Genomic DNA, 13,277 nt, shown 5'->3' with positions numbered 1-13,277 from the left:
GGTGTCCGCGCGGGCGGAAATACCACGGGTTATACCCCGCTAGGGTATATCCGGTATGCTGGCGAACGTGACCGCTACCTCCACCGAACACGGATACTCCCAGCAGAAGGACGACTATGCCAAGCGGCTGCGGCGCATCGAGGGCCAGGTCCGGGGCATCGCGCGGATGATCGAGGAGGACAAATACTGCATCGACGTCCTCACCCAGGTCAGCGCCGTCAACAGCGCGCTGCGGTCGGTGGCGCTCAATCTGCTCGACGAGCATTTGAACCACTGCGTGACGCGGGCGGTGGCCGAGGGCGGCAGCGAAGCGGACGACAAGCTTGCGGAGGCCTCGGCCGCCATTGCGCGCCTCGTTCGTTCCTGACCGCGTGTTGAATCCCATAGGTGGTTAAAACCCGTCGTCGCAGTGCGTACGGTTAGGGTCAGCGTGATCGGGCCGGGTGCAAAAGCGCAGCCCGGGCGAGAACCGCGAGACGCCTACCATGACCGAAACCGGAACCGCCGCCCCCGCGCGCACGTGGACGCCACGGATCGCCGTGCAGCTGTCCGTGCTGGCCGCCGCGGCCTTCATCTATGTCACCGCCGAGCTGCTGCCGGTGAGCGCCCTGTCGGCGATCGCGAAAGATCTCAAGGTCAGCCTGTTCCTGGTCGGCGCCCTGGTGTCCTGCTATGCGGGGGTGGCGGCGGTGACGACGGTTCCGCTGGTGCGCTGGACCGCGCATTGGCCGCGCCGGCGGGCGCTCCTGGTGAGCCTGTTCTGCCTGACCACGTCGCAACTCGTATCGGCGCTGGCGCCCACCTTCGCGGTGCTGGCCGCGGGGCGGGTGCTGTGCGCGATCACCCACGGCCTGCTGCTGTCGGTCATCGCACCGATCGCGACGCGTCTGGTGCCGGCCTCGCATGCCGGGCGGGCGACGGCGTCGACGTATATCGGGACCAGCCTGGTGTTGGTGGTCGGTAGCCCGCTGACCGCGGCCTTGAGCCTGATGTGGGGTTGGCGGCTGGCGGCGGTGTGCCTGACGGTCGCGGCCGCCGTGCTGACCGTGGCGGCGTGGCTGGTGCTGCCCCAGATGACGCTCAGTGAGGACCAGCTGCAGTACGTGGGCCGACGGTCGACGCATCACCGCAACCGGGCGCTGATCATCGTCAGCCTGATCACCATGGTCGGCGTCACCGGACACTTCGTCTCCTACACCTATTTCTTGGTGATCATCCGTCAGGTCGTGGGCGTGCGCGGACCCAACGTCGCCTGGTTGTTGGCCGCCTACGGCATCGCCGGGGTGCTCGCGCTGGCCATGGTGGCGCGACCGCTGGACCGTCGGCCCAAAGGCGCGGTCATCGTCTGCATGGCAGGCCTGACGATCGCGCTGGCGGTGCTGGCCGCCCTGGCCTTCGGCTGGCATCGCTCCGCGACGACGGCGTTGGTGATCGGGACCGGTGCGATCGTGCTGTGGGGCGCCATGGCGATGGCCGTGACGCCGATGCTGCAATCCGCGGCGATGCGCAGCGGCGCCGACGACCCCGACGGCGCGTCCGGCATGTACGTGACCGCGTTTCAGGTGGGCATGATGGCGGGCCCGTTGGCCGGCGGCCTGCTGGGCGAGCGCAGCGTGGCGGGAATGCTGACCGCCTCCGCGGCGCTGGTGGGCATCGCGTTGGTCGGCATGGCGGTGAACCGGCGGGTGCTGGACGTTGCGGAGCCAACTTCACAGGAGGACTGATCTCCGCAGTTCAAGGTCGGTTTTTTGCCGTCTTGTAAGCGGTTTGGCGGCGTCCGAATTAGGTAGCTGGCCGTTGTGCTGTGCCACACTGGTCCGAGACTGAGAACTGGAGGACCGCCGAGAAATGCCTATGTCGCACTGGATGAGGGGCACCCTCCTTGCCGCTGTGAGCCTGCTGATGTCGGTGTTGTTCGCGGCCACCGCAGTGGCAGACCCAGACCCGCCGGCCCCCGACCCGGGCCCGGTCGTGGCGCCCGCCGACGCACCCCCGCCGCCGCTGGCATTGCCGCCGTGGCTGGCGCCTCCGCCCCCGCCCGACGCACCCCTGCCGCCGCCGCCCGGCGAGCCCGTTCCGGCCGCGGTTCCCAGCGGTCCGGTCGCCGGACAGGACCCGACGCCGTTCACCGGCGCGCCCCCGTTCCGGCCGCCGACGTTCAATCCGGTGAACGGCGCGATGGTCGGTGTGGCCAAGCCGATCATCATCAACTTCGCCGTGCCGATTGCCGACCAGGCCATGGCCGAGCGGGCCATCCACATTTCGTCGATCCCGCCGGTGCCGGGCAAGTTCTACTGGCTGACCCCGACGCAGGTGCGGTGGCGCCCGCTGGCGTTCTGGCCGCCCAACACCGCGGTGAACATCGACGCCGCCGGCGCCCTGTCGAGTTTCCGCACCGGTGACTCGCTGATCGCCGTGGCCGACGATGCGACCCACCAGATGACGATCACCCGCAACGGGACCGTGGTGCAGACGTTCCCCATGTCGATGGGTATGGCCGCGGGCGGTCACCAGACCGCCAATGGCACCTACTACGTGCTCGAGAAGATGCCGACCGTGGTGATGGACTCGTCGACCTACGGCGTGCCCGTCAACTCGGCCAACGGCTACAAAGTGACCGTGTCGGATGCCGTCCGCTTCGACAACAGCGGCAACTTCGTGCACAGCGCGCCATGGTCCGTCGGCGACCAGGGCAAACGCGACGTCAGCCACGGCTGCATCAACCTGAGTCCTGCCAATGCGAAGTGGTTCTTCGACAACTTCGGCAGTGGCGACCCGATCGTCGTCAAGAACTCCGTCGGCGTGCCCAAGAACGACGGCTCCAACGACTGGGAGCTCTGACCTTCGCTTCGCCGGCGCTGTTTGCGGGCGTTTGCGGCGCTTCGCCGGTGTTGAGTCTGCGGTGAGTGTGGTCGCTACTCGCACATCGCCGCAGTAGGCGCAGAGTCAACGCCAGTAGTTCACCCGCGGGCCTAGTCAGCGCCGCGAATTATGTATACCGTCATACATATGCCGACGCTGAGTCCGCGTGAGCGAATGGTGGTGTCCGCCGCGCTGCTGATCAGGGAGCGTGGCGCGCATGCGACCGCTATCTCCGACGTCCTCGAGCACAGCGGCGCGCCGCGAGGATCGGCGTATCACTACTTCCCCGGCGGGCGCACGCAGCTGCTGTCCGAGGCGGTCGACTACGCCGGCAATCACGTCGCCGCCATCATCGACCGCGCACCGGGCAGCGTCGAGATACTCGACACCCTGATCGACAAGTACCGCCGCCAGCTGCTCGACAGCGACTTCAAGGCCGGCTGCCCGATCGCCGCGGTGTCCGTGGAAGCCGGCGAGCCCGCCGACCGCGAGCGGATGGCGCCGGTGGTGGAGCGGGCGGCCGCGGTGTTCGACCGCTGGTCCGACCTGATCGCGCAGCGCTTCGTCGCCGACGGCGTCGCGGCGCCGCGGGCGGGCGAGCTCGCGGTCCTCGCGACGTCGGCGCTTCAGGGCGCGCTGCTGCTGGCAAGGGTGCGTCGCGATCTGACGCCGCTGGAAATCGTGCACCGTCAGTTGCGCGACCTGCTGCTCGCCGAGCTACCGGAAGGGAACCCGCGATGACCACCGATTGGCAGCCGACGGCCTGCATCCTCTGCGAATGCAACTGCGGCATCGTCGTGCAGGTGCAGGGCCGCGAACTGGCCCGCATCCGCGGCGACAAGGCGCATCCGGCGTCGCAGGGCTACACCTGCAACAAGGCGCTGCGACTGAACCACTACCAGAACGGCCGCGGCCGCCTGACCTCCCCGCTGCGCCGCCGTCCCGACGGGACCTACGAGGAAATCGACTGGGACACCGCGATTGTCGAGATCGCCGAGGGGTTCAAGCACATCCGCGACGCCTACGGCGGCGACAAGATCTTCTACTACGGCGGCGGCGGGCAGGGCAATCACCTCGGCGGGTCCTACAGCGCCGCATTTCTGAAGGCGTTGGGCTCGAAGTACCGGTCCAGCGCGCTGGCGCAGGAGAAGACCGGTGAGGCGTGGGTGGATTCGCACCTGTACGGGGGTCACACGCGCGGCGAGTTCGAGCACGCCGAGGTGTCGGTGTTCGTTGGAAAGAACCCGTGGATGTCGCAGAGTTTCCCGCGGGCGCGCGTGGTGCTCAACGAGATCGCCAAAGACCCGGACCGGTCGATGATCGTCATCGATCCCGTCGTCACCGACACCGCCAAGATGTCCGACTTCCACCTGCGCGTGCATCCGGGCACCGACGCCTGGTGCCTGGCGGCGCTGGCCGCCGTGCTGGTGCAGGAAAACCTTTGCAACGAGGTGTTTCTCGCCGACCACGTCCATGGCGTCGACGCCGTCCGCGATGTCCTGCGCGACGTGCCGGTCGGCGAGTACGCCCAACGCTGCGGCGTGGACGAGGAGTTGCTGCGGGCGGCGGCGCGCCGCATCGGCACGGCCTCCAGCGTCTCGGTGTTCGAGGACCTTGGCGTCCAGCAGGCCCCCAACAGCACGCTGTGCTCCTACCTGAACAAGCTGCTGTGGATCCTCACCGGAAACTTCGCGAAAAAGGGCGGCCAGCATCTGCATTCGTCGTTCGCGCCGCTGTTCGGCCAGTACTACGGCCGCACGCCGGTGACCGGCGCGCCGATCAACGCCGGCCTGGTGCCCAGCAACGTCATCCCCGAGGAGATCCTGACCGACCACCCGGACCGCTTCCGGGCCATGATCGTCGAGAGCAGCAATCCCGCGCACTCCCTTGCCGATTCGGCTGCGTGCCGCAAGGCGTTCGAGGCGCTGGAGCTGCTGGTGGTCATCGACATCGCGATGACCGAAACCGCCCGGCTCGCGCACTACGTGCTACCGGCCGCCTCGCAGTTCGAGAAGACCGAAGCCACGTTCTTCAACCTGGAATTTCCGCACAACGCAATGCAATTGCGCCAGCCGCTGCTGGAGCCGCTGCCGGGGACGCTGCCCGAACCGGAGATCTGGGCGCGGCTGGTGCGGGCCCTGGGCGAGGTCACCGAGGACGATCTGCGGCCGCTGCGCGAGGCTGCGCGGCACGGCCGTCAGGCGTATACCGAAGCGTTCCTGCGCGCCACGGCCGACCCGACGGTCTCGAAGCTGGCGCCCTACGTGCTGTACGAAACGTTGGGGCCGACGCTGCCCGACGGGCTCGCCGGCGCCGCGGCGCTGTGGGGTTTGGCCCAGAAGACCGCGATGAAGTATCCCGACGCCGTCCGGCGCGCGGGCCACGCGGACGGCAACGCGCTGTTCGACGCGATCCTGACCAGCCCGTCGGGCGTCACGTTCACCGTGCACAACTACGAGGACGATTTCGCGCTGATCACCCACGCCGACCGCAAGATCGCGCTCCAAATCCCCGAAATGCTGGACGAAATAAGGGGTTTGGCGACCGCGCCCGCCCGGCTGACCACCGCGGAGCTGCCGATCGTGCTGTCGGTGGGCGAACGTCGCGCCTACACCGCCAACGACATCTTCCGCGACCCGTCGTGGCGCAAGCGTGACGCCGACGGCGCGCTGCGGGTGAGCGTGGAGGACGCGCAGGCACTCGGGCTGGTCGACGGCGGCAGGGCCCGCATCACCACCGCGGCCGGCAGCGCCGAGGCGACCGTCGAGATCACCGAGACCATGCTGCCCGGACATGCGGCCCTGCCCAACGGTTTCGGGCTCGACTACGTCGGCGAGGACGGGCGCACCGTCATCCCGGGCGTCGCGCCGAACGCGCTGACCTCGACGGAGTGGCGGGACCCCTACGCGGGCACCCCCTGGCACAAGCACGTCCCCGCGGACATCCGGCGAGCAGTAGGCGGGTGACCCCCTAGTTCCAGATGCGGACGCGGCTTTGCGGGTCGAGGAACAGCGCGTCGTCGGCACCGACGTCGAAGGCCTCATAGAACGCGTCGACGTTGCGGATGACGCCGTTGCAGCGGAACTCCGGCGGCGAGTGCGGATCGGTGGCCAACCGCCGGATCGCCTCGGCGTCACGCGATTTGGTCCGCCACACCTGGGCCCAGCCGAAGAACACCCGCTGCACCCCGGTCAGCCCGTCGATCACCGGAGCGGGCTCGCCGCCCAGCGAAAGCTGATACGCCAGCAGCGCGATGGACAGCCCGCCCAGGTCGCCGATGTTCTCGCCGATGGTGAACGCGCCGTTCACGTGATGTCCGTCGCCCAGGTCTCGCGGCGTGTACGCGTCGTACTGCTCGATCAGCGCCTTGGCCCGCTGGCCGAACTCGGTGCGGTCGGCGTCGGTCCACCAGTCGACCAGGTTGCCCTCGCCGTCGTACTTGGCGCCCTGGTCGTCGAAGCCGTGGCCGATCTCGTGCCCGATCACGGCGCCGATCCCGCCGTAGTTGGCGGCGTCGTCGGCGTCGGCGTCGAAGAACGGCGGCTGCAGAATAGCTGCGGGAAAGACGATTTCGTTCATTCCCGGGTTGTAGTAGGCGTTCACGGTCTGCGGCGTCATGAACCACTCGTCGCGGTCGACCGGGCCACCGAGCTTGGCCAGCTCGCGGTCGTTGTTGACGGCGCAGCCCCGCCGGTAGTTGCCGTACAGATCGCCGCGGTCGATCACCAGCTTGGAGTAGTCCCGCCACTTGTTCGGGTAGCCGACCTTCGCGGTGAACTTGTCCAGCTTGGCCAGCGCGCGCTCGCGCGTCTGCGGGGTCATCCACTCCAGGTCGCCGATGCTGACCCGGTACGCCTCCTGCAGGTTTGCCACCAGGGTGTCGATGCGGGCCTTGGCGCCGGGCGGGAAATGCTTTTGCACATAAAGCTTTCCGACCGAATCGCCGATCAGGCCCTGCACCAGCGAAACCGCGCGCTTCCACCGGTCGCGGATCTGCTCGGTGCCGCTAAGCAGGCGTCCGTAAAATTCGAATTCCTCGGCGACCAGGGCGTCGGTCAACAGAGCGGCCCGCGTGCTGATCAGCCGCCAACGCGCCCAGCGCTTCCAGTCGTCGAGGTCCTCGCTGCTCCACAGGCCGGCGAAGGCGGTGATGTAGTCGGGCTGGCGCACCACGAGTTCCGGGGCGTTCTCCGGGGTGGTGCCCAGCGCCGTCAGCCAGCCGGCCCAGTCGAAACCCGCACCCTCGTCCTGCAACTCGGCGAAGGTGCGCAGGTTGTAGGTCAGCTCGGCGTCGCGGCGCTTCACCACGTCCCAGTGCGCGGCGGCCAGTTTGGTCTCCAGCGCCACGATGCGCGCCGCGGTGTCGGCGTGGTTGCCTGATTCCCCGTACACCAGGGCGAACATCCGGGCGATGTGCCCGGGGTAGGCCGCCAGGATTTCGGCGTGCTGGGGGTCGCGGTAGTAGGACTCGTCGGGCAGCCCGAGGCCGGACTGCGTGAAGTGCAGCAGGTAGCGCGACGAGTCCTTGGAGTCGGTGTCCACGTACAGCCCGACGCCGCCACCCATGCCGACCGCCTCCAGCGTGCCGAGGGCGACGGCCAGCGCGTCGCGGTCGGCGGCGGCGTCGATGGTGGCCAACTCGTCGAGCAGGGGTTGCACGCCCCGGCGTTCGACGGCCTCCTCGTCCAGGAAGCTGGCGTAGAGGTCGCCGATCCGCTGCTCGTCCGACCCCTCATGGCCGCCGGACTGGCTGGCCTCGATGATCAGGTCGCGCACATGCTCCTCGGCCCTGTCGTACAGGGCGCGGAAGGCGCCGTCGGTGGCCCGGTCCGCCGGCATGTCGTAATCGGCCAGCCAGCGGCCGTTGACGTGGCCGAATAGGTCGTCTTGCGGGCGGGCGTCGGGGTCGACGTAGCTCAGGTCGATGCCGGAGCGGATGGCCTCTACAGTCACCCCGCCATCCTTCCATTGTTTTTTGGATGCAACGATCTTGCCCATGTCTGACGACGCCGAAGAGGTCGAAGACTTCGACGACGAGGACGTCGAGGACGTCGAGCCGGCCCTGTCCGGCTACGGCGTCGGGTCGATCTTTTTGGCGCTGCTGTCGGTCGCCGCGGTGGTGCTCGGCGGGCTGATCTGGCATGCGCACCGTTCGGACACCGCGGAGCGCCGGTACCTGAGCAGCGTCATGCAGATGGCGGCCGACTGGACGGGCGTCCTGATCAACATGAACACCACCAATCTCGACCCCAGCCTGCAGAAGCTGCACGACGGCACGGTGGGAGACCTCAACACCTACTTCGACGGCGTGGTGCAGGACTACCGGAAGGTGGCGCAGAAGCTGCAGTCGCAGAGCGTCGGCCGGATCGAGTCGGTGGCGATCGAAACGGTGCACCGCGACCTCGACACCAAGCCCGACAATCCGCATCCCGTCATCACCACCAAGCTGCCGGCTTTCGCGAGCCGGACCGACTCGGTGATGGTGGTCGCGACTTCGATCAGCGAGAACGCCGGCAGCAAGCCGCTGACGGTGCATTGGAGCCTGCGCCTGGACGTCTCCAACATCGCCGGCAAGTTGATGATCTCGCGGCTGGAGTCCATCAAATGAGAAACCGGTGGCGGTTGCTGGCGTTCGACGTCCTGGCGCCGCTGGGGACGATCGTCGCACTGCTGGCCATCGGGGTGGTGCTGTCGTGGCCGCGGTGGTGGGTATCGGTCTGCTCGGTGCTGCTGCTGCTGATCGTGCAGGGGATGGCGATCAACTTCTGGCTGCTGCGCCGCGACTCGGTCAGCCTCGGCACCGACGACGACGCGCCCAGGCTGCGGTTGGGCGTCGTCTTCCTGTGCACCGCCGCGCTGTCGGCGGCGGTGCTGACCGGGTACTCGCACTGGACCACGCCGGACCGCCAGTTCAAGGAAGACGCCAAGTCGGTGGTGCAACTCTCCATGCAGATGGCCGAGGCGGAGGCGTCGTTCGCCCCGGCCGATCCCAGCCACTCGATCGACCGGGCCGCCGCGATGATGGTGCCGGAGCAGGCGGACGCGCTCAAGGATCAGTACCGGAAGTCCACCGCCGACCTGGCCAAGCAGAACATCACCGCCACGGCGTCGACGCTGGCGGCCGGGGTGGAGGCCATCGGGCCGACGGCGGCCAGCGTGGCGGTGATCCTGCGGGTGACGCAGACCATGCCCGGTGAGCCGCCGAGTCAGGCCGCGCCTGCGGTGCGGGTGACGCTGACCAAGCGCGGCAACGATTGGCTGGTGGTGGGCGTATCGCCGATCCGCCGGAGCTAGGGCTAGTGGCCACCGCGACGCGGCGGCCGGTCACGTCAGCAGATCAGCATCTGGTGAGCACGACGTCACCGCCGCCGTGATTCCCGATCCGCGCGCCCGCTATCGCCGTAGCGGGGTCGGGCCCCCAACCGCCGTGCCAACTGTTCGGGGACGCGACCAACGCGACGCACTGCATCGACGAAACAGCGAATTTGCAGTCGCTGGCCCCGCTCGATTGGCATCGCTTGAGGGCTTGTGCCTCTGCGTTCTGCTTGGTGCTGAAATTCTCGGCGGTCCCCCAATGCCCGAACGGATCCCCGTCGGACGCGTAAATTGCTTGCCACCCCGCCATCGCCTGCGCGGGCGTCGCCGTTGCCAGTCCGGCGCTGATCAATCCGGCCGCGGCAAGTGCTACCCATTTGCCCATGATTTTCCCCCTCAATGAAAATGCTGTGCGTATGCACAAGGGAAAACATACAAACCCGGCGGTGTTTGCCGCATGAGTATCGGACTACCTGTTTTGAGGCGTTCTGATTACCCTGCGCGCTAGTTCGTCTCGGCCGCGCGGGTCGACTTCACCTTGACGAAGCGGTCGGACAGCCGGCGCATCCGGACCATCAGCGACGCCGACGGGCTGATGCTGCCGTCCAGGTAGGCCACCATGTCGTCGGGCTCCACCCCGATCCGGGACGCGAACTCCTGCTCGGCCAGCCCGGAGCGTTCCATCAGCAGCCGCACGTGGCGGGCCACCTCGGCGCGCTCGTTGACCTCGAGGTGCTGGCGGGCGCGTTCCAGCACCTCGGCCAGCGCCTTGGAGATGCCGTACGGCCGGGTGCCGTGCAGGATCTCCTCCACCTGGCGGGCCGTGCGGCCGTAGGGGTCGCGCTTCAGCGCGGCGGCGATCCGCTTCCAGGTCGCGATGTCCCCGCCCTGCATCGCGGCGCGGATGGCCGACGTCGGCCAGAACTCCACCGGCTGGCTGGGGTCGTAGCTGCGCCGCGCCGGGGCGTGGGAACGTCGGTCGGCTGCCAACGTCACCTCGCCTCCTCCAACATCGCAACTGCCACCGATAGGCAGCGTTGCCTGACTTCTTCCCAGTCTGCCCGGGCGTCGGGTTCGGTCAACTGACCCTCGTCGAGGTCCGACGGATGGGGATCCGCGAGCCGACGAACCAGCTGACTCGCCATCCATTGTCGCCTCGCATGCGACGCGCGTGGCTGAGAACAGTAATACCTGTCCATCCCGGCAAGCACCACGGCGGCGGTCTCCGGTTCCATGGTTTCGACCATGTCGGCAAATTCGGCGTAGTCGCGCCGACTGTTACGGCACATGATCAGGTAGCCCTTGAGGCGCAGCGCTTCGGCGCCGGTCGGAACCAGTAACCGGTCGCCGGTGGGCAGCTGGACGTGCGTGGTCTCCACGGGACTGCGGCGCTCGTACTGCGGCCGCCTGCCGGACTCCGGGCTGTCCGCCTCGAGCGCGTCGATGGCGACCGAGAGGCGGCCACGCCACAGCGTCACCGGATGCACCGGGCGAGCGCCCCACGGAATCGCCCAGGCGATGCCGTTGCGGGCCGCCAGGCCGCCCACCAGCTTCCGGGCCGCCGACTTCTGGCCGGTCTTGGTGTCGACCGAGACCACTCGCACGGCCGCCGACTCTCCGGCGTCGTCGTCCTGCGGCGCGTCGACGTCGGCCGGCGGGTCGACGCGTTCGTTCCGTTCGCAGCCGGTGAACGCGAGCGGGTCGGCGACACAGATGGCGTCGGGCGCCAGCAGCTTCAGCTTCGCCGCCGACTTGAGCACCATCCGCAGGTCCGCGTTCGGCGCCACCAGCGCCGAGATGTCCTCCGGGATGACGATGACGTCGGCGAGGTCGACGTCGGGCAGCGGGCGGTCGAAGTCGACCGACGGCAGCACCCGCAGCATCCACCGCGGCATCCACCAGTTCCACTGCGCGAACACCGCCATCAGCGCCGGGACCAGCACCAACCGCACCACGGTCGCGTCCACCGCGATTGCCACGGCGCAGGCGACGCCGATCTCCGCGACCAGCGGCATGCCGGCGAACGCGAAGCCGATGAACACCGCGATCATGATCAGCGCGGCGCTGGTGATGGTGCGCGCGCTGGTGCTCACCCCGTAGGCGACGGCGTCGCGAGTGTCCCCGGACAGCAGGAAGCGCTCCCGGATGCGGGTCAGCAGGAAGATCTCGTAGTCCATCGACAACCCGAACGTCATCGCCAGCACCAGCGGGGGCACCGTGCTGTCGATCGACGTAATGTGCGCGAACCCGAGCTTTTCCAGCCAGCCCCATTGGAACACCACCACCAGGCTCCCGTAGGCGGCGGCCACCGACAGCAGCGTCATCAGCACGCCCTTGAGCGCCAGGAACACCGAGTGGATGGAGAGCAGCAGCATGAAGAACGCGATCAGCGCGACAAACAGCAGCACCAGCGGCTCGGTCTGCGACACCTGATCGTCGAAATCCTTGATCAGCGCGGTCTGGCCGCCGACGTTGACGTGCACGGACTCGGCGTCGGAGACCTTCGGCAGTTGCGTGCGCATCCACGTGACGGTTTCGCGGGCGCGCAGGTCCTCCGGGTCGACGGACAGCACCGCGGACAGCAGCGCTCCGCCGTTGTCGTCGGCGAACACCGGCGGTGCCACCGAGCGGACGTTGGGCGCCTCGGTCATCCGTTGCCGGACGGCGCCGATGAGCTGGCCGTGATCGGACGCGTCGCCGCCGGGGAAGGTGACCAGCACCTGAACCGGGCCCAGCGCGCCGGGTCCGAGCGCCTGCGACGCCGCGGCCACCCCCGCGCGGATCTCGTGTGCCGAGTCGAACTGGCGCAGCAGGCTGTTGCCCATCACCATCGACAATGCCGGCGCGGCCATCACGATCAGCACCAGCGACGCCGCCAGCGCCGAGATCCACGGCCGGCGCATCACCCAGCCCACCCAGCGGGTCCAGAACCGGGATTGGCTGCGCTCCGGGCGGCGCGACCAGTGCAGCAACGCCGCCCGCTTGGCGGCCTGGCGGCCGAACGTCGCCAGCACCGCCGGCGTCAGGGTGGCCGCCGTCAGCATCGCGACCGCGACGGCCAGGATCGCGCCGGTCGCCATCGACTTCAGCGCCGGGGTGTTGATCAGGTAGATCCCGGTGAGCGACGCGATCACGGTCATGCCGGACAGCACCACCGCCAGGCCGGAGGTGGCCATGGCGGCGTCGACGGCCTCGTTCGGCCTGCGGCCCGTGCGCAGCTCCTCGCGGAAGCGCATCAGGATGAACAGCGAATAGTCGACGGCCAGCGCGATGCCGAACATGGACACCGTCGACGTCACGAACACCGACATGGTGGTGTGCATCGACAGCAGATAGACCAGGCCCATGGTGACCACGACGGTGCAGACCCCGAGGGCCAGCGGGATCGCCGCCGCGGCCAGCGAACCGAACACCGCGAGCAGGACGATCAGGATGATCGGCAGGTTCCATTCCTCGGCCTTGGCGATGTCGTGCTTGGTGTTGGCCGCCGCGGCGGCGCTGAGCGCGCCCTGCCCGATGACGTAGAGCCGCACATGGCCGTTCGCCGTCTGCCCGGCCTGGTCGCCCTTGACGCCGACCTGGGTGCGCAGCTTCTTGGCGATGTCGCTGGTGTTGCGGGAGTCCAGCCGCAGGGAGACCACGTACGGGCGGTCGGGCTGCGGGGGCCGCTGGGTGGGATTGGGCACCTCGGTGACGCCGGGGAGTTCGGTGGCGATGTGGCGCAGCTGGGCGACCGCGTCGCTCATGTCCTGGTAGCTGGCGTCCGCGCGGGGGGCCGCCACCAGCGCCAGCGACGACGCTCCCTGCTCGCGATAGTGCTGTTCGAGTTGGTCGTGCACCGTGATCGACTGCGAACCGGCGACTTCGAAGCCGCCGCCGGTGAGATGCCCCGACTGCGTCAGCGCCAGATACACCGCCGGCACCAACGCGAGCAACCAGCCTGTGAAGACCAACCAGCGGAATCTGCGCAGGCTGCGGCTGAGGCGCATCATGAGCTGCTGGATTGTCGGACTCCCCGTATTTCTCGCGATTCCTCGCGCAATGCGTGTTGGCGAGCCTACCGCAGCGGTCTGTGGATGAAGCCGGGTTCTTGGTATCTG

The 13,277-nt window shown here is 68.5% G+C and carries 11 protein-coding genes; 7 read left to right on the top strand and 4 right to left on the bottom strand.

From position 1 onward, the window contains the following. Positions 1 to 67: 67 nt before the first annotated feature. The 5 genes from ricR (at position 68) to AC5Y5V_RS16975 (ending at position 5,828) form a co-directional block, all read left to right on the top strand. Positions 68 to 367 (top strand): copper-sensing transcriptional repressor RicR, encoded by a 300-nt coding sequence (ricR, locus tag AC5Y5V_RS16995; RefSeq protein WP_499937496.1) that lies wholly within the window; start codon positions 68 to 70, stop codon positions 365 to 367. 118 nt (positions 368 to 485) lie between these two features. Next, the gene (locus AC5Y5V_RS16990) at positions 486 to 1,724 is read left to right on the top strand and encodes an MFS transporter (RefSeq protein WP_499937492.1); all 1,239 of its coding nucleotides are present in this window, start codon (positions 486 to 488) and stop codon (positions 1,722 to 1,724) included. Positions 1,725 to 1,854: 130 nt separating this feature from the next. Continuing rightward, complete coding sequence (locus AC5Y5V_RS16985; protein WP_499937489.1) at positions 1,855 to 2,841, top strand: L,D-transpeptidase; 987 nt, start codon at positions 1,855 to 1,857, stop codon at positions 2,839 to 2,841. A 168-nt stretch (positions 2,842 to 3,009) separates the two neighbouring features. Next, complete coding sequence (locus tag AC5Y5V_RS16980; RefSeq protein ID WP_499937485.1) at positions 3,010 to 3,603, top strand: LmrA/YxaF family transcription factor; 594 nt, start codon at positions 3,010 to 3,012, stop codon at positions 3,601 to 3,603. Beyond that, complete coding sequence (locus tag AC5Y5V_RS16975) at positions 3,600 to 5,828, top strand: molybdopterin oxidoreductase family protein (protein ID WP_499937482.1); 2,229 nt, start codon at positions 3,600 to 3,602, stop codon at positions 5,826 to 5,828. The genes AC5Y5V_RS16980 and AC5Y5V_RS16975 overlap by 4 nt, the downstream gene beginning before the upstream one ends. A gap of 4 nt (positions 5,829 to 5,832) precedes the next feature. On the opposite strand, the gene AC5Y5V_RS16970 is transcribed toward AC5Y5V_RS16975, so the two are convergent. Then, a complete protein-coding gene (locus tag AC5Y5V_RS16970) occupies positions 5,833 to 7,860 on the bottom strand; it encodes a M13 family metallopeptidase (protein WP_499937480.1) in 2,028 nt (675 codons plus the stop codon). Here AC5Y5V_RS16970 and AC5Y5V_RS16965 point away from each other — a divergent pair. Together AC5Y5V_RS16965 and AC5Y5V_RS16960 are read left to right on the top strand one after the other, a co-directional pair. Further along, a complete protein-coding gene (locus AC5Y5V_RS16965; protein WP_499937478.1) occupies positions 7,859 to 8,470 on the top strand; it encodes a hypothetical protein in 612 nt (203 codons plus the stop codon). The genes AC5Y5V_RS16970 and AC5Y5V_RS16965 overlap by 2 nt on opposite strands. Continuing rightward, positions 8,467 to 9,156 (top strand): hypothetical protein, encoded by a 690-nt coding sequence (locus tag AC5Y5V_RS16960; protein ID WP_499937476.1) that lies wholly within the window; start codon positions 8,467 to 8,469, stop codon positions 9,154 to 9,156. Before AC5Y5V_RS16965 ends, AC5Y5V_RS16960 begins: the two co-directional genes overlap by 4 nt. 43 nt (positions 9,157 to 9,199) lie before the next feature. Here the strand turns inward: AC5Y5V_RS16960 and AC5Y5V_RS16955 are convergent, their stop codons facing one another. From AC5Y5V_RS16955 to AC5Y5V_RS16945, 3 genes are all read right to left on the bottom strand, one after another. After that, the gene (locus tag AC5Y5V_RS16955; protein WP_499937474.1) at positions 9,200 to 9,562 is read right to left on the bottom strand and encodes a DUF4189 domain-containing protein; all 363 of its coding nucleotides are present in this window, start codon (positions 9,560 to 9,562) and stop codon (positions 9,200 to 9,202) included. Between the two features lie 119 nt (positions 9,563 to 9,681). After that, on the bottom strand, positions 9,682 to 10,173 hold the full coding sequence (locus AC5Y5V_RS16950) for an XRE family transcriptional regulator (RefSeq protein ID WP_499937472.1): 492 nt from the start codon (positions 10,171 to 10,173) through the stop codon (positions 9,682 to 9,684). Further along, positions 10,170 to 13,169, bottom strand: coding sequence for an MMPL family transporter (locus AC5Y5V_RS16945; protein ID WP_499937469.1), 3,000 nt, complete (start codon positions 13,167 to 13,169; stop codon positions 10,170 to 10,172). Before AC5Y5V_RS16945 ends, AC5Y5V_RS16950 begins: the two co-directional genes overlap by 4 nt. Positions 13,170 to 13,277 lie beyond the last annotated feature (108 nt).

The organism is Mycobacterium sp. NGS68 (genome assembly GCF_059812195.1).
This window is presented reverse-complemented; position numbering and strand designations above follow the sequence as displayed.

Coding starts and splice junctions, on each gene's coding strand:
- AC5Y5V_RS16990 (WP_499937492.1), top strand. CDS start 486: ATGACCGAAACCGGAACCGCCGCCCCCGCGCGCACGTGGACGCCACGG.
- AC5Y5V_RS16985 (WP_499937489.1), top strand. CDS start 1,855: ATGTCGCACTGGATGAGGGGCACCCTCCTTGCCGCTGTGAGCCTGCTG.
- AC5Y5V_RS16980 (WP_499937485.1), top strand. CDS start 3,010: ATGCCGACGCTGAGTCCGCGTGAGCGAATGGTGGTGTCCGCCGCGCTG.
- AC5Y5V_RS16975 (WP_499937482.1), top strand. CDS start 3,600: ATGACCACCGATTGGCAGCCGACGGCCTGCATCCTCTGCGAATGCAAC.
- AC5Y5V_RS16965 (WP_499937478.1), top strand. CDS start 7,859: ATGTCTGACGACGCCGAAGAGGTCGAAGACTTCGACGACGAGGACGTC.
- AC5Y5V_RS16970 (WP_499937480.1), bottom strand. CDS start 7,860: ATGGGCAAGATCGTTGCATCCAAAAAACAATGGAAGGATGGCGGGGTG.
- AC5Y5V_RS16960 (WP_499937476.1), top strand. CDS start 8,467: ATGAGAAACCGGTGGCGGTTGCTGGCGTTCGACGTCCTGGCGCCGCTG.
- AC5Y5V_RS16955 (WP_499937474.1), bottom strand. CDS start 9,562: ATGGGCAAATGGGTAGCACTTGCCGCGGCCGGATTGATCAGCGCCGGA.
- AC5Y5V_RS16945 (WP_499937469.1), bottom strand. CDS start 13,169: ATGATGCGCCTCAGCCGCAGCCTGCGCAGATTCCGCTGGTTGGTCTTC.